The 14,778-nt window shown below is 70.1% G+C and carries 16 protein-coding genes; 9 read left to right on the top strand and 7 right to left on the bottom strand.

Translation table 11 applies throughout. The features are described from left to right. The first annotated feature begins 38 nt into the window (after window positions 1-38). A complete protein-coding gene (locus WBG06_RS13525; protein WP_336737312.1) occupies window positions 39-1,322 on the top strand; it encodes a pyridine nucleotide-disulfide oxidoreductase in 1,284 nt (427 codons plus the stop codon). A gap of 111 nt (window positions 1,323-1,433) precedes the next feature. Here WBG06_RS13525 and WBG06_RS13520 read toward each other — a convergent pair whose 3' ends face one another. Together WBG06_RS13520 and uvrA are read right to left on the bottom strand one after the other, a co-directional pair. After that, window positions 1,434-1,862, bottom strand: a complete 429-nt coding sequence (locus WBG06_RS13520) for a Rieske (2Fe-2S) protein (RefSeq protein WP_336737311.1) — start codon at window positions 1,860-1,862, stop codon at window positions 1,434-1,436. Between the two features lie 75 nt (window positions 1,863-1,937). Next, complete coding sequence (gene uvrA, locus WBG06_RS13515; protein ID WP_336737309.1) at window positions 1,938-4,922, bottom strand: excinuclease ABC subunit UvrA; 2,985 nt, start codon at window positions 4,920-4,922, stop codon at window positions 1,938-1,940. Between the two features lie 149 nt (window positions 4,923-5,071). Here uvrA and WBG06_RS13510 point away from each other — a divergent pair, with 149 nt between their 5' ends. Continuing rightward, on the top strand, window positions 5,072-5,755 hold the full coding sequence (locus WBG06_RS13510; RefSeq protein ID WP_336737308.1) for an MBL fold metallo-hydrolase: 684 nt from the start codon (window positions 5,072-5,074) through the stop codon (window positions 5,753-5,755). A 37-nt stretch (window positions 5,756-5,792) separates the two neighbouring features. Here the strand turns inward: WBG06_RS13510 and WBG06_RS13505 are convergent, their stop codons facing one another. Next, the gene (locus WBG06_RS13505) at window positions 5,793-6,245 is read right to left on the bottom strand and encodes a hypothetical protein (protein ID WP_336737307.1); all 453 of its coding nucleotides are present in this window, start codon (window positions 6,243-6,245) and stop codon (window positions 5,793-5,795) included. Between the two features lie 143 nt (window positions 6,246-6,388). Continuing rightward, a complete protein-coding gene (locus WBG06_RS13500; RefSeq protein ID WP_336737306.1) occupies window positions 6,389-6,874 on the bottom strand; it encodes a hypothetical protein in 486 nt (161 codons plus the stop codon). A gap of 263 nt (window positions 6,875-7,137) precedes the next feature. Here WBG06_RS13500 and WBG06_RS13495 point away from each other — a divergent pair, with 263 nt between their 5' ends. Continuing rightward, a complete protein-coding gene (locus WBG06_RS13495; RefSeq protein ID WP_336737304.1) occupies window positions 7,138-7,458 on the top strand; it encodes a helix-turn-helix domain-containing protein in 321 nt (106 codons plus the stop codon). Between the two features lie 19 nt (window positions 7,459-7,477). Here the strand turns inward: WBG06_RS13495 and WBG06_RS13490 are convergent, their stop codons facing one another. Both WBG06_RS13490 and WBG06_RS13485 read right to left on the bottom strand, forming a co-directional pair. Next, window positions 7,478-8,083, bottom strand: coding sequence for a ClpP family protease (locus WBG06_RS13490; RefSeq protein WP_336737303.1), 606 nt, complete (start codon window positions 8,081-8,083; stop codon window positions 7,478-7,480). Beyond that, window positions 8,080-8,712 carry a ClpP family protease gene (locus WBG06_RS13485; RefSeq protein WP_336737302.1) on the bottom strand — a complete coding sequence of 211 codons (633 nt, stop codon included), beginning with the start codon at window positions 8,710-8,712 and terminating at the stop codon, window positions 8,080-8,082. The genes WBG06_RS13490 and WBG06_RS13485 overlap by 4 nt, the downstream gene beginning before the upstream one ends. 120 nt (window positions 8,713-8,832) lie before the next feature. Here WBG06_RS13485 and WBG06_RS13480 point away from each other — a divergent pair, with 120 nt between their 5' ends. Genes WBG06_RS13480 through WBG06_RS13470 form a run of 3 tightly spaced genes read left to right on the top strand, consistent with a single transcriptional unit; the run spans window position 8,833 to window position 11,179 of the window. Next, entirely contained in the window at window positions 8,833-9,504 is a 672-nt protein-coding gene (locus WBG06_RS13480; RefSeq protein ID WP_336737301.1) for a hypothetical protein, read from the top strand. A 21-nt stretch (window positions 9,505-9,525) separates the two neighbouring features. Beyond that, window positions 9,526-10,476: a D-2-hydroxyacid dehydrogenase family protein gene (locus WBG06_RS13475; RefSeq protein ID WP_336737300.1), complete on the top strand. Its 951-nt coding sequence runs from the start codon at window positions 9,526-9,528 to the stop codon at window positions 10,474-10,476. After that, on the top strand, window positions 10,469-11,179 hold the full coding sequence (locus WBG06_RS13470) for a transporter substrate-binding domain-containing protein (RefSeq protein ID WP_336737299.1): 711 nt from the start codon (window positions 10,469-10,471) through the stop codon (window positions 11,177-11,179). The genes WBG06_RS13475 and WBG06_RS13470 overlap by 8 nt, the downstream gene beginning before the upstream one ends. Here WBG06_RS13470 and WBG06_RS13465 read toward each other — a convergent pair whose 3' ends face one another. Beyond that, a complete protein-coding gene (locus tag WBG06_RS13465) occupies window positions 11,180-11,953 on the bottom strand; it encodes a GNAT family N-acetyltransferase (RefSeq protein WP_336737298.1) in 774 nt (257 codons plus the stop codon). Between the two features lie 114 nt (window positions 11,954-12,067). On the opposite strand from WBG06_RS13465, the gene WBG06_RS13460 reads away from it, so the two are divergent. The 3 genes from WBG06_RS13460 to map all read left to right on the top strand — a co-directional run bounded on the left by WBG06_RS13460 (window position 12,068) and on the right by map (window position 14,623). Further along, entirely contained in the window at window positions 12,068-12,511 is a 444-nt protein-coding gene (locus WBG06_RS13460) for a YciI family protein (protein WP_221208837.1), read from the top strand. Beyond that, window positions 12,508-13,758, top strand: a complete 1,251-nt coding sequence (locus WBG06_RS13455) for an RNA polymerase sigma factor (protein WP_336737297.1) — start codon at window positions 12,508-12,510, stop codon at window positions 13,756-13,758. Before WBG06_RS13460 ends, WBG06_RS13455 begins: the two co-directional genes overlap by 4 nt. A 97-nt stretch (window positions 13,759-13,855) precedes the next feature. Continuing rightward, a complete protein-coding gene (gene map / locus WBG06_RS13450; RefSeq protein ID WP_336738059.1) occupies window positions 13,856-14,623 on the top strand; it encodes a type I methionyl aminopeptidase in 768 nt (255 codons plus the stop codon). The last annotated feature ends 155 nt before the right edge of the window (window positions 14,624-14,778 follow it).

Genomic DNA, 14,778 nt, shown 5'->3' with positions numbered 1-14,778 from the left:
GCCCTGGGTTTTAAAGTCTAGTGGTCTAGTATTGTTATGTGCCTTGTCGTGATCGCTATGGATACGCGCTGACCACCAGCGACGAAGCCGCCCTGAGCTACTCCCAGGGGCTGCTCGACGTGCTTCGTCTGCGAGATGGCGCGCTGTCCTCGTTCGCGGCCTCGATCGTCCTCGACCCGACCTTCGCGCTGGGCCACGCGGCGCTTGCCCTGCTCGGGCACGAGATGTGTGCTCCCGTCGACGTGGCCGCGCGCCTGCAGCAGGCTCGCCTGCACGCGCGGCGCGCGACCGAGCGCGAGCGCAGCCACGTACACGCGGTCGAGGCACACATCCGCGGCAACCCGCGGCCGCTGATCGACCACCTGGCGGCCTTCCCACGCGACGCGCTGCTGCTGTCGACCGCGGTGCCGACCATCGCCTTCGCCGGGGCCACCGAGGTGCCCGAGGAAGCGTGGGCGATCGTGGAGCGCGCGGTGCCGGCCTACGGCGACGACTGGTGGTTCGCCGGCCTGCTCGCGTTCGTACGCCAGGAGCAGCGTCGCTTCGACGACGCGATGGCGCTCTCCTGCGCCTCGCTGGCGGTGGAGCCCGGCGCCGGCCACTCGGCCCATGCCCGGGCGCATGCGCACTACGAGACCGGAGATCACGAGGCGGGCCTCGCCTGGATGTCCTCCTGGGTGCTCGGCGACGGCGCCGAGATCGACTCGCTGTCGCACTTCTCGTGGCATGCCGCGCTGCACGAGCTCTCCTTGGGCGACCTGGATGCCGTACGCCGCCGCTACGAGACCCAGCTCCAGCCCGGTAACGCACTGGGCTGCCGGGCACTGGTCGACTCCGGGTCGCTGCTGTTCCGCTGGGCGCTCACCCCGGGCGCACACGACGTCCCCGACATCGCCGCGGTCGTACGCGTCACCGGCCGCGAGACCATGACCCGGCCCGCCACGCCGTTCCTGGCCATGCACACCGCCGTGGCCCACCTCGCCACCGGTGACATCGGGGCGCTCGACGAGCTGCGGTCCTGGGCCGCCGGGCACGTACATCCGACCATGGCGACCGTCGTCTCTCCGCTCGCCGAGGCGCTGGAGCTGATGGCCCGTGGTGCGAACTCGGCCGCCGCCGACCGGCTCGCCGTGCTCGCGCCGTCGATCCGCCGCCTCGGGGGTTCCGACGCGCAGCGGGAGATCATCGAGGAGGCGCGCATCGCCGGTCTGCTCCGCGCCGACCGCTGGGACGAGGCCCGGGTGCTGCTCGATGCTCGTCTCGACCGGCGGCGCTCCCCGCGCGACGAGCTGTGGCGGGCCCAAGCACTCGCGCGCACCTGACCCCGCCCGGCCGAGGCGTCGCTGCGGCCGGCCGAGTGGGCAGCGCGCTGCCCACTCGGCCGACGTACGTGACGTTTCGGCCTGCAGAGCTGACGCTTCGGCAGGGAGGGGTCAGCTGGGGACGATCTCGCCGTCGGCGACCTCGAAGTCGACTTCCTCGAGCCCGGTCGTCGCCGGGCCCTGCGTCACCGAGCCGTCCTCGATCGAGAACCGGCTGCCGTGGCACGGGCAGTCGATGGTGCCGCCGGCGACCTTCGTGACCGCGCAGTTGCGATGGGTGCAGACCGCGGAGAAGACCTTGAAGGTGCCTTCGGTGGGCTGGGTGGCCACCAGGTTGCGGTCGGCGACGATCACTCCCCCGCCGACCGGTACGTCGCTGGTCGCGACCAGCGGGCCGCTGCCACCCGACCCGGTGTCACCCGAGGAGTCGGAACCCGTGTCTCCGTCACCGCTGCCGCAGGCGGCCAGGAGAGGTACGCCGACCGCGGTCACCGCCGTGCCGGTGACGACCTTCCGCCTGGTGATGCGAGATTTGCTCATGGCGTCCAGAATAGGCCCGCCGACGGGTCACGTCGCCCGCCGAGCGCGACCCGTCTGGCAAATCTGGTTCTCAGGTCAGGACGTGCTGACCTTGTTCCGCGTCGCCGGCTTCTTCTTGGCCGCTGCCTTCTTCGCCGCGGTCTTCTTGGCCGTGGCCTTCGTCTCCGGGGCGGCCTTCGCCTTCACCGGCTTCGCCGGGGGCTGCTCGGCGGCCTTGCCGTCGAGCAGTGGGGCAAGGAAGCTGCCGGTGTGGCTGCCGGGTGTGGCGGCGACGGTCTCCGGGGTGCCCTCGGCGATCACCGTGCCGCCGCGGTTGCCGCCCTCCGGGCCCATGTCGATGATCCAGTCGGCGGTCTTGATGACGTCGAGATTGTGCTCGATGACCAGCACCGTGTTTCCCTTGTCGACCAACGAGGAGAGCACGCCGATCAGCTTGCGGATGTCCTCGAAGTGGAGGCCGGTGGTCGGCTCGTCGAGGACGTAGAGCGTCTTGCCGGTCGAGCGCTTCTGCAGCTCGGCCGAGAGCTTGACCCGCTGCGCCTCACCGCCGGAGAGGGTGGTCGCGGGCTGACCGAGCCGCACGTAGCCGAGGCCGACCTCGACCAGGGTCTTCATGTGGCGCGCGATCGCGGGCACGGCCGCGAAGAACTCGACGGCCTCCTCGATCGGCATGTCGAGCACCTCGGCGATCGACTTGCCCTTGTAGTGCACCTCGAGCGTCTCGCGGTTGTAGCGCGCGCCGTGGCAGACCTCGCACGGGACGTAGACGTCCGGCAGGAAGTTCATCTCGATCTTGATCGTGCCGTCACCCGAGCAGGCCTCGCAGCGGCCGCCCTTGACGTTGAAGGAGAACCGGCCCTGCAGATAGCCCCGCATCTTGGCCTCCGGGGTGGAGGCGAAGAGCTTGCGGATGTGGTCGAAGACGCCGGTGTAGGTGGCCGGGTTGGACCGCGGGGTGCGGCCGATCGGGGACTGGTCGACGTGGATCACCTTGTCGACGTTGTCCAGGCCGGAGATCTTGGTGTGCCGGCCCGGGACCGTGCGGGCGCGGTAGAACTCCTTGGCCAGCGCGGTGTAGAGGATGTCGTTGACGAGCGTCGACTTGCCCGAGCCCGAGACGCCGGTGACCGCGAGGAAGAGCCCCAGCGGGAAGGTGACGTCGATGTCCTTGAGGTTGTTCTCCCGGGCTCCGTGGACGGTCAGCTCCCGTCCGGCGGTGCGCGGGCGGCGGACGGCCGGGACGGCGATCTCACGGCGGCCGGCCAGATACTGACCAGTCACCGAGTGCTCGTTGGCGAGCAGCTCCTCGACCGTGCCGGAGTGGATCACCTGGCCACCGTGCTCACCGGCACCGGGGCCGATGTCGACGACCCAGTCGGCGACCTTGATGGTGTCCTCGTCGTGCTCGACGACGATGAGGGTGTTGCCGAGCCGCTTGAGCCGCTCGAGAGTCTCGATCAGCCGGTGGTTGTCACGCTGGTGCAGGCCGATCGAGGGCTCGTCCAGGACGTAGAGGACGCCGACCAGACCGGACCCGATCTGGGTCGCCAAGCGGATCCGCTGAGCCTCGCCGCCGGAGAGCGATCCCGAGGGCCGCTCGAGCGACAGGTAGTCCAGCCCCACGTCGAGGAGGAAGCGCAGCCGCGCCTGGATCTCCTTGAGCACCTGCTCGGCGATCTGCCGCTCTCGGCCGCTGAGCTCGACCCGGTCGAGCCACTCGGCGGCCTCGTTGATCGGCAGCGCGCAGAGCTCGGCGATGTTGAGCCCGCCCTCGCTGCGCTCCCCCAGCGTCACCGAGGTCGAGACCGGCTTGAGCCGGGTGCCCTTGCAGGTCGGGCACGGAACCTGGCGCATGTAGCCCTCGAAGCGCTCCCGGGTGGTGTCGGACTCCGCCTCCTTGTGGCGGCGCTCGACCCAGCGGCGCACACCCTCGAACTCCGCGTCGTAGGAGCGGCGTCGGCCGTAGCGGTTGACCGAGACCACATGCACCTTGTGACCGTGACCGTCGAGGATCGCCTTCTGTCCGGCGGCCGGGATCTCGTCCCACGGGGTGTCGAGGTCGAAGCCGAGCTCACCCCCGAGCGCCTCGAGGAGGCGGAGGAAGTATTCGGCGACGTGGGCCTGCGACCAGGGCTGCAGAGCACCCTCGGCCAGCGTGGCGCCCGGGTTGGGGACGACCAGCTCCGGGTCGACCTCCATCCGGGTGCCGAGGCCGGTGCAGGCCGGGCACGCCCCGAAGGGCGAGTTGAAGGAGAACGACCGCGGCTCGAGCTCGTCGGTGTCGAGCAGGTGGTCGTTGGGGCACGACATCCGCTCGGAGAACTTCATCTGCTCGCCCGTGTCGACGAAGTCGAAGACGACCAGGCCGCCGGCCAGCTCCAGGGCGGTCTCGACCGAGTCGGTCAGGCGCCGCTTGGCGGACTCCTTGACGGCGAGCCGGTCGATGACCACCTCGATGGTGTGCTTCTTCTGCTTCTCGAGCTTGGGCGGCGCGTCGAGCTGGTGGGTCTCGCCATCGACCCGGACGCGCGAGTAGCCCTGCTGCTGGAGCTGGCTGAAGAGCTCGACGTATTCCCCCTTGCGCGCCCGGATCACCGGCGAGAGCACCTGGAAACGGCGCCCCTCCTCGAGGGTGAGCACATGGTCGACGATCTGCTGCGGCGTCTGCCGCTCGATCGGCGCGCCACAGGTCGGGCAGTGTGGGCGCCCGGCGCGGGCGTAGAGCAGTCGCAGGTAGTCGTAGACCTCGGTGATGGTGCCGACCGTCGAGCGCGGGTTCTTCGAGGTCGACTTCTGGTCGATCGAGACCGCCGGGGAGAGCCCCTCGATGAAGTCGACGTCGGGCTTGTCCATCTGGCCGAGGAACTGTCGCGCGTACGCCGACAGAGATTCGACGTAGCGACGCTGGCCCTCCGCGAAGATGGTGTCGAACGCGAGGCTCGACTTGCCGCTCCCGGACAGGCCGGTGAACACGATCATCGAGTCCCTGGGCAGGTCAAGGGAGACGTCCTTGAGGTTGTGCTCCCGGGCTCCCCGGATGATCAGTTGCTGCTCCGCCACGTTCTTTCCTCGTTCAGTGCTATCGCATCGCGCTACCGCGTCGAACAGATGTTCGCATCATACGACGCCAAGAAGACTCCAGATCGAACCCTCTCACGGAGCACCGACAATTTTGCTTGTGCCGACGTCGGACGTGCTTGCATGGGGGCATGAGCGATGTCCCCTCCACTTATACAGGCGCCGTGAAACCGGGCGGCCCGGCCGACGTACGCGAGCTCGGCGGGCTGACCGTCACCAAGGTGGCCGTCGACCCGCAGATGTCCAACAACTGCTATCTGCTGCGCTGTCGATCCACCGGCGACCAGCTCCTCATCGACGCCGCCGCCGAACCCGAGACCCTGCTCCCCCTCGTCGGCGACGAGCTGGCCACAGTCGTCACCACCCACCAGCACTGGGACCACCACCGAGCCCTGGCGGACGTCGTCGAGGCCACAGGCGCCGCCACGCTCGCCGGCGAACCCGACGCGTCCGCGATCACGGAAGCCACCGGCGTACCCATCTCCCGCACGCTCTCGCACGGCGACACCGTCGCCGTCGGTGACTGCACCCTCGAGGTCATCGCGCTGCGCGGTCACACGCCGGGATCGGTCGCGCTCGTCTACCGAGACCCCGAAGGCACACCTCACCTGTGGACGGGGGACAGTCTCTTCCCAGGCGGCGTGGGGAACACCCAGCAGGATCCCGTACGTTTCGCGCAGCTGCTCGACGACGTCGAGGAGCGCGTCTTCGCCACCCTGCCCGACGACACCTGGTTCTACCCCGGCCACGGCGACGACTCCACGCTCGGCGCCGAGCGCCCTCATCTGGCCGAGTGGCGAGAGCGCGGGTGGTGACGTTCGCCCGAACCGGCTAGCCACCGGTCCGGGCGACCTACTGCGGGTCCGCGCTCGGGGTCGCGGTTTCCGTCGGCGTCGGCTCCGTGGACTGCTCGACGGGTTCGGTCGGCTCCGCGGTCGGCTCAGGGTCAGGCGTACGCGTGGGGGTCGAGACGGGCGTCGGAGCATCGGTCTTCCCACCGGGCTCGAGCGGCTCGCGCGGCGCAGTCCGGCCGCCCGAGTCCTCGGCCGCTGTCGGGGTGGGCTCCGCCGGCTCGTACGTCGCACCGTCACGGCCCCCTCCGACCCCGCCCGGGCGCGCGGACGGCCGGCCGGACAGCGTCGAGGCGGGCAGCGGCGGCAACTGATCCACATCGGGATAGGAGTTGTCGACGTCCTCATACCCGATCACCGGATCACGATCAGGGCGCTCGGCCCCCGCCAGACCAGCGACGAAGACGACCACGCCGAGACCGGCGACCACCCCGCCGGTCAAGATGCCTGCCACGGCGACCTGCTTGCTCTGCAACTCGACTCCCGATGCCTGCCCTGCGCTGGATGAGGCGCACAGCGTAGGGCAGACACGGCGCGAGCGTTACCCTCCCCGGGGCATCGGGGCGACAGTCGAGAGCCCGGACCGGGCCGGATCAGTCAGTTTGCGGGATCGGACGGGGTCGGCTCGCCGGAGTCCGACTCGCTCGGCGTCTCCGTCGGCTCGCTCGGCGACTCGGTGGGCTCGCTCGGCGACTGGGTCGGCGACTCGGTAGGGGTCGGCGACTTGGTGGGCTCGCTCGGGGACCCGCTCGGGTCGCTCGGCCGGTCGGACGGCGTCGGGTCCCACGGAACCTGCGTGGGACGTGCCGGAACCGGGGTGCTCGAACCCGGCACGGACTCCTCGATCGAGCGCGGGCTCGCCGGGACCGGGTCGGCCGCGTCACTTGTCTCAGGGGCTTCGCTTCCCGGGGCCTGGCTGGTCGGCCCGGTCTGCGACGGCGTCGAGGACGACTTCTCCAGCGGCCCCACCGGCGACACCGGCGAGATCAGGGTGACCCCGGCCTCGTCCGTGGCAAAGCTGTGTCCTGGCTCCTCGGCGCCGGCGTTGCCGACGATCAACCCACCGATCCCGATGCTCGTCATGGCCAGTCCTGTTGCCATTCCGGCCAAGGCGATCTGCTTGCGATGCAACACGATTCCCCCGTGATACCAACGACTCGACAAGTTCTCTGGTCGTGCACAGTAGACCTACAAAGATCGAAACTGTGCGACCACTATCGGAGTGTCGGGGCCTGCTGGCAAGTCCTCGTCATCTATCGTTCGACCGATATAACCCCAGGTGGGACGTGCGTTCGCCCCGCGCGAACGCGCCACCTCGCCCTCCCCCGGAGCGCTAAGGTGTGGACATGGGCGAAGTGATCAGGTTCCCCGGCCATCCGTTGCCGGACCGCGACAAGCCGGCGCCGCTGTGGCGTGAGGCCGCCGGCCAGGTGATCCGCGAGGAGCGATCCCGCCAGGAGCGTACGCTCGCCGACGTCGCAGGCGACGCAGGTGTCTCGACGCAATATCTCTCCGAGATCGAGCGCGGACGCAAGGAGCCCAGCTCCGAGGTGCTCGAGGCGGTCGGTGGTGCGCTGGGCCTCGGCCTCGTCGACCTCACCGAGCGGGTCACCCGCACGCTGCGCGCGGGCGCCCGCCCGTCCGGCCCGATGGCTCTCGCCGCCTGACCCTGCCGAGACACCCAGCTCACACCGCGGCGAGCTTGCGGCTCTCCAGCACCGCGTCCACCAGCCCGTACGCCACCGCCTCCTCGGCACCGAGGACGAGGTCGCGCTCGGTGTCGGCGTGGATCTGGTCCGTGCCATGGCCGGTGTGGCGCGCCAGCAGCGTGTCCATCTCGGCTCGCACCCGGCCGATCTCCTTCGCCGCGACCTGCAGGTCGGTGACATCGCCCCGCTGACCGTCCTGGCCCGGCTGCTGCAGCACGACCCGTGCGTGCGGGAGGACCATTCGTCGCCCCGGCTCCCCCGCCGCAAGCAGCACGGCCGCCGAGCCCGCCGCCTGGCCGACGCAGGTGGTCGCCACCGGAGAACGCAAGAACTGCATCGTGTCGTAGATGCCCAGCATCGCGGTGGGGTCACCGCCGGGTGAGTTGAGATAGAGCTCGATCTGCCGGTCGGGCGCGTCCGACTCCAGGTGGATCAGCTGCGCGATGACCACGTTGGCGACCCCGTCGTCGATCGGCGTACCGAGATAGACGATCCGGTCCGACAGCAGGCGGCTGTAGACGTCGAGCGCCCGCTCGCCACGTGGGGTCTTCTCGATGACCGAGGGAATCGTGTAGGAGCTCATCGGGCACCCCCAGCCGCGGTGAGACCGAAGGCCGCACTGCGCTGCTGCACCGGCGTCACCGACTGCACGTCGCTGAGCACCTCGTCCACGAACCCGTACTCGCGCGCCTCCTCGGCGGTGAACCACCGGTCGCGCAGCGAGTCCTGGTCGATCTGCGCGACGCTCTGGCCGGTGTGGGCGGCGGTGATCTCGAGCATCTGCTGGGTCATCCGCGCCAGCCGCGCGGCCTGCACCTCGATGTCGGCCGCCGAGCCACCGATCCCCGCGGACCCCTTGTGCAGCAGCACCTCGGTGTGCGGCAGCACGTAGCGCTTGCCCGGCGTACCGGCGGTGAGCAGGAACTGCCCCATGCTGGCCGCCATCCCCATCCCGAGCGTGGAGACGTCGTTGGGGATCAGGTGCATCACGTCGTAGATCGCCATCCCGGCGGTCACCGAGCCGCCTGGTGAGTTGATGTAGAGAGAGATGTCGCGGTGCGGGTCCTCGGCGCTGAGCAGGAGCAGCTGCGCGCAGATCCGGTTCGCGATCGCGTCGTCCACCTCCTGGCCGAGCACGATGATCCTCTGGTTCTGCAGGCGCGCCGTGAGCTGCTCGTCGAGCGGCCCGGCCGTGATGGGTGTCTGGGTCATGCTGTCGAGCCTGATCCAGGCGTACGCCGGATTCCAGCGAATCTGCCGTGGGCAGATCTGCCCTCAGCAGATCGCACACTCCGGCCCCGCTCCGGCCGAGGCTTCGGCACACTCTTCCCCATGCCCGACGACATCGGACTCGTCCACGTCCTGGCCGCGGCCGTGCTTGCGTACGCCCTCTATGCCGCCGTGGTCGCAACCGTGACCGGAGTCAGGATGCGCAGGCTGACCCGAGACTCCGGCCCCGACGCCACCTACGTGGCCCTGTGCGCGAGCCGCGGCTGGACCTATGCGAGCAGGGACGAGAGCTTGCCGACGAGATTCCAGCTGATGCCGACGGCGGTGGACTCGGCGATCACCCCCGAGCCGCGGGCGGTCAACGTAGTCACCGGCACCCACGCCGGCCTGCCGTTCCTCTCCTACGAGCACAGGTCGTTCGAGCGGGAGCTCCTGGTCCAGGGCCTCTACCGCTATCGCTCGGAGTCTCTCCATCTGGTCGGATTCGATCTCGGGCACCTCCACCCGTGGCTGCATCTGCGGCCGGAGCGCCGCAGCGACACCTTCGAGCGCGCGTATGCCGTGGAGACGACCCGCACGTCGTTCTCCACGGAGGTCCTCCACAACGAGATGCGCGACCACCTCCTCCGCAACCCGGCCCGCTACCAGTTCGACGGAACCTGGCTGGTCGTGGTCGTGGACGGACCCGCGCGAGCGGAGGACCTCGAACCACGCCTGGCAGACCTGACCACCTTCCTCGACCTCGTGCCCGATCACCTGCTGAACCGCTACTGACCGACCTCGTACGCTCTGCTCGTGCGCTGCGTGATTCTCGACGACTATCAGGACGTGGCGAGGACGTACGCCGCATGGGACTCTCTCGACGGGGTCGAGGTGACCTCGCTGACCGAGCACCTCGGGCCGGACGCGCTGGTCCGGGCGCTCGACGGTGCCGAGATCGTGGTGGCGATGCGGGAGCGTACGCCGTTCCCAGCCTCCGTCCTGGAGCGGCTTCCTGCCCTGAAGCTGCTGGTCACGACCGGGATGCGCAACGCGTCGATCGATCTCGCCGCGGCAGGCCGGCTCGGGGTCACCGTGTGCGGCACGCCGTCGAGCCCGCACCCACCGGTCGAGCTGACCTGGGCGCTGATCCACGCGCTGACCCGCCACGTCGTCACCGAGGCGACCAGCCACGGCTGGCAGCGGACCGTCGGGAGCGACCTGCACGGCCACACGCTCGGCCTGCTCGGTCTCGGCAAGATCGGGGCCCGGGTCGCTGCCGTCGGGCAGGCGTTCGGGATGGAGGTGATGGCGTGGAGCCCTCACCTCACCGCCGAGCGCGCCGAGCCGCTCGGGGTGCGCGCGGTCGACAAGGCCACCCTGTTCGAGACCAGCGACATCGTCTCGCTCCATCTCGTGCTGTCAGAGACCACACGACACATCGTCGGACACGCCGACCTGGCCTCGATGAAGCCGACCGCCCACCTGGTCAACACCTCGCGCGCCGGGCTGGTCGACACCGAGGCGCTCATCGCTCACCTCGGGTCCGGCACGATCGCCGGCGCCGGTCTGGACGTCTTCGACATCGAACCGCTGCCCGCCGACGACGTGCTGCGTCACCTGCCGAACGTGATCGCGACCCCGCACCTCGGCTACGTCACCGAGGACAACTACCACCGCTTCTACGGCGGCGCCGTCGAGGACATCGCCGCCTGGCTGGCCGGTAGTCCGATCCGTACCCTCCTGCCGAAGGACCCTGATGACTGACCCGATCCAGCTCGCCGCCGACCTGGCGCCGACCGGAGCCCTGCGCGCCTCGATCAACCTCGGCAACCCCGTCCTCGCCCAGGGCACGCCCGAGGCGCCGAGCGGGGTCACCGTGGACATCGCCCGGGAGCTGGCGAGCCGGCTCGGCGTACCGGTGTCCTTCCAGTGCTTCGACGCCGCCCGCAAGTCCTTCGAGGCGCTGCGCACCGGGGCCGCCGACGTCGCCTTCCTCGCGGTCGATCCCGCCCGGGCCGCCGAGGTCGAGTTCACCGCGCCGTACGTCCTGATCGAGGGCGTCTATGCCGTCGCCGCCGACTCCCCGATCCGGACCGCCGACGACGTCGATCGCCCCGGCGTCCGGGTCGGCGTGAAGGAAGGCTCGGCCTACGACCTCTTCCTGACCCGCACGCTGCAGAACGCCGAGGTCGTACGCGGCACCGACGGGATCGACGCCTTCCGCGAGCTCGGGCTCGAGGTCGCTGCCGGGATCCGGCAGCCCCTCGCCCGGCATATAGCCGCCGACCCCGGTCTGCGACTGGTCGAGCCGCGGTTCATGGAGATCCGTCAGGCCGTGGCGGTCGCGCGCGACCATCGCCCGGCCACCGTGAGCTTTCTGCACGAGCTGGTCGAGGACCTGAAGACGAGCGGGCGGATCGCCGAGTCGCTGGCTACCTCCGGGCAGGACGCGTCGGTCGCGCCCTGATCACCGAGGGCTGCGCCGAACGTAGGGCGTGGTGGTGCCGACCTTCACCAGCCCCGAGCGCTCCAGGATCGGCCGGGAGAACTCGGTGGAGTCGCTGTGGATGTAGCGCTTGCCCCGGGCGATGGCGGTGCGGGCGCGTGCGGCGGTCAGGGCGCGGTAGATGCCGCGCCCGCGCCACTTCTCCAGCGTCGCTCCGCCCCAGATGCCGGCGAATTCCGTGCCCTGCACCATGTCGATCCGGCCGGCGCTGATGATCTCGCCGTCTGCCTCGGCGACCCACATCTCGCTCTCCCCCGCCGCTATCCCACGCAGCTGGCTCTCGACCCGGGCCTCCGAGGGCGGCGAGCCGAAGATGCCGTCCTGCACGATGCTGGCGGCACGTACGTCCTGCTCGCTGGTGATGGTGCGCAGGCCGATCCCGTCCGGCAGGGGCACGTCGACGGCCAGGAGCGCGGCCTCGCCGACCATGATCGACTCCGGCTCATCAGGCGTGAAACCGTGCCGCAGCAGCGTGTCGTGCAGCCCCGGGGCGCGGTCGTGGCCGCGGGTCTTCCACTCGACCTCCTCGATCGCCGGGTCGGCGTCGAAGTGCGCGACCGCCGCGGCGACCAGCTCCTCGACGCCGGCCGCGTCGGCCCCGTCGAGGTCCTGATAGGAGATGAATCCTCGTCCGCCGCCGAAGGTCGCGAGGCGCAGCGGCCCGTGCCGGGTCACCGACACCGCCCCGGAGGTCTCGGCATCGGTTCGCAGCTGTTCGTCATAGGCTTTCAGCACGGCGAGAAACCTACGCCGAAGTCGTAGGGCGAAGCATGTAGTTATCGGGCGGCCGGCTCCGTTCCCCCGGTGAATGGCGCTGACCAGCAGCGCCCGAAGTGGAAGGGTGAGGACATGCCTCGCTATCTGATGATCCTCGACTACCAGGGTGGCACCGACGAGACTCCCGGCGGGATGGCCGGGTGGAAGCCGGAGGAGGTGCAGGGCCACATGAGCTATTACGAAGCGCTCAACAAGGCCCTGACCGAGTCGGGCGAGCTGGTGCACGTCGAGGCACTGACCCCGCCGGACCAGGCGTTCGTGGTGACCTCCGACGGCACCGACAAGACCGTCACCGACGGTCCGTTCCAGGAGTTCAAGGAGTGGGTCGCCGGCTACATGATCATCGACGCCGAGACCCAGGAGCGCGCACTGGAGATCGCCGGCCTCTACTCCGCCGCGCCGGGGCCGGGCGGGCGGCCGATCGAGCAGCCGATCCAGGTGCGCCGGATGTACCACGGCACCGACAACTCCTCGCTCGACGACACCATCGCCTTCGGCGAGGCGAGCATCGAGTGACCGAGGCTCTGCCGGCTGACCTCCTGCGGGACCTCACCCCGCAGGTCGTCGCCGTCGTCACCCGCCGCTCCGGTGACTTCGACGCCGCCGAGGACGCCGTCCAGGAGGCGTTGATCGAGGCCGTACGCACCTGGCCGGAACGAGGCGTTCCGGAGCAGCCTCGTGGCTGGCTGGTCACCACCGCGATGCGCCGCCTCGTCGACGCCAAGCGCAGCGAGTCGCGCCGACGCGAGCGCGAGCGTGCCGACCACCTCGCCGAGCCCGAAGGACAGGAGACGTCAGCGATCGACGACTCCCTGGACGTACTCCTGCTCTGCTGCCATCCCAGCCTCACCCCGGCCTCGGCGGTGGCACTGACCCTGCGTGCGGTCGGCGGGCTCACCACTCGGGAGATCGCGCACGCCTACCTCGTCCCGGAGAAGACGATGGCGCAGCGGATCTCCCGGGCGAAGGCCACGATCAAGGGCCGGTCGCTCGGGATCGACGGCACCGCCGACCTCGCCGCGCGCATCCCGGCGATGTTGAAGGTGCTCTACCTGCTCTTCAACGAGGGGTACGTCGCCACCGAAGGCGACCACCTGCAGCGGGTCGATCTGTGTGCCGAGGCGATCCGGCTGACCCGGCTCGCCCGCACTGCGCTCGCCCGGATGACGGGGAGCGACCACGGCGAGCTCGGCGGGCTCCTGGCACTCATGCTGATGCTCGACGCCCGCCGCCCGGCCCGGGTCGACGCGCACGGCGCGGTGGTGCCGCTGGCCGACCAGGACCGGAGCCTGTGGCGGTCCGAGCGCAGCCGCGAGGGCATCGCCCTGATCGATGCAGTCATCGGCACCGGTCGGCCGGGGACCTACCAGATCCAGGCCGCCATCGCCGCGCTGCACAACCGCGCGACCTCGGCGGAGGAGACCGACTGGCTGCAGATCACCGCGCTCTACGGATTGCTGGAGAAGGTCGCACCCAGTCCGATCGTGACGCTCAACAAGGCCGTCGCGGTGGGCTACGCCGACGGGCCGGGCCCCGCGCTCGCGCTGCTCGACGGGCTCCTGCGCGACTGCGCCGAGAACGGGGACAGCGGATTCGCCGACCATCCCCGCGTCCCCGCGGTTCGCGCTCATCTGCTCGAGCTCGCCGGGGACCTGGACGGCGCGGCCGCTGCGTACGATCTCGCCTCGGCGCGGGCCACCAACCTCGCCGAGCGTCGGTTCCTGACCTCGAAGGCGGCCGCGTTGCGCGATGCCCGTTGCTGAAGCGGAGCCCGAAGCGGTGAAATCTGCTGAAGCCGAGCCCGACGTGATGGGCTCCGGAGAATTCAACTGAGAACGGTTCTCAGGATAGTCTGTGCCTGTGATCGAACTGCGCACGCCGACCCAGATCGAGCAGATGAAGCCCGCCGGCCGATTCGTGGCCGATGTCCTGACCGCACTCCGCGAGCACGCCGCCGTGGGTGTGAACCTGCTCGAGCTCGATGAGCTGGCGCACAAGATGATCAAGGACCGCGGCGCGGAGTCGTGCTACATCGACTACCACCCGAGCTTCGGTGCCAGCCCGTTCGGCAAGGTGCTCTGCACCTCGGTCAACGACGCGGTGCTGCACGGCCTGCCCTTCGACTACACGCTGCAGGACGGCGACCTGCTCAGCGTCGACTTCGCCGCCAGCGTCGACGGCTGGGTCTCCGACTCGGCCCTCTCCGTCGTGGTCGGTACGCCCCGCCAGGAGGACCTCGACCTGATCGAGACCACCACCGAGGCGCTCGCCGCGGGCATCGACGCCGCCCGCGTCGGCAACAAGGTCGGCGACATCTCCCACGCGATCGCCAGCGTGGCCCGCGCCAAGGGCCTCAAGATCAACACCCAGTTCGGCGGCCACGGCGTCGGCCGCACCATGCACGGCGACCCGCACATCGCCAACGACGGCCGCCCCGGCCGCGGCTTCAAGCTGCAGCCCGGCCTCGTCATCGCGATCGAGCCGTGGTTCCTGCACACCACCGACGAGATCTTCACCGATCCCGACGGCTGGACCCTGCGCAGCGCCGACGGCTCCCGCGGCGCCCACATGGAGCACACCGTCGCGATCACGGACGACGGCCCGCTCATCCTCACCGCCCGCGACTGACCAACCCCTGCCGAGGCGTCGGGTACGTCGGCCGAGGCGTCACTGCCGTCGGCCGACCTGGCAGCAGAGTGCCGTCTCGATCGACGCCGCTGACGTCTCGGCCGGCGGGGCTGACGTCTCGGCAAAATAGAAGTCAGCCGCTGGCGTCTCGGGTC

The organism is Nocardioides sp. CCNWLW239 (assembly GCF_037137035.1).
Lineage (GTDB): Bacteria > Actinomycetota > Actinomycetes > Propionibacteriales > Nocardioidaceae > Nocardioides.
The sequence above is the reverse complement of the archived record's forward strand: the minus strand, read 5'-3'. Positions and strand labels throughout refer to the sequence as shown.

What these genes read in the sequence shown, in the direction of transcription:
- WBG06_RS13520 (WP_336737311.1), bottom strand. Translation starts at nt 1,862, where the DNA reads ATGAGCAAATCTCGCATCACCAGGCGGAAGGTCGTCACCGGCACGGCG.
- WBG06_RS13510 (WP_336737308.1), top strand. Translation starts at nt 5,072, where the DNA reads ATGAGCGATGTCCCCTCCACTTATACAGGCGCCGTGAAACCGGGCGGC.
- WBG06_RS13500 (WP_336737306.1), bottom strand. Translation starts at nt 6,874, where the DNA reads ATGACGAGCATCGGGATCGGTGGGTTGATCGTCGGCAACGCCGGCGCC.
- WBG06_RS13495 (WP_336737304.1), top strand. Translation starts at nt 7,138, where the DNA reads ATGGGCGAAGTGATCAGGTTCCCCGGCCATCCGTTGCCGGACCGCGAC.
- WBG06_RS13490 (WP_336737303.1), bottom strand. Translation starts at nt 8,083, where the DNA reads ATGAGCTCCTACACGATTCCCTCGGTCATCGAGAAGACCCCACGTGGC.
- WBG06_RS13485 (WP_336737302.1), bottom strand. Translation starts at nt 8,712, where the DNA reads ATGACCCAGACACCCATCACGGCCGGGCCGCTCGACGAGCAGCTCACG.
- WBG06_RS13480 (WP_336737301.1), top strand. Translation starts at nt 8,833, where the DNA reads ATGCCCGACGACATCGGACTCGTCCACGTCCTGGCCGCGGCCGTGCTT.
- WBG06_RS13470 (WP_336737299.1), top strand. Translation starts at nt 10,469, where the DNA reads ATGACTGACCCGATCCAGCTCGCCGCCGACCTGGCGCCGACCGGAGCC.
- WBG06_RS13460 (WP_221208837.1), top strand. Translation starts at nt 12,068, where the DNA reads ATGCCTCGCTATCTGATGATCCTCGACTACCAGGGTGGCACCGACGAG.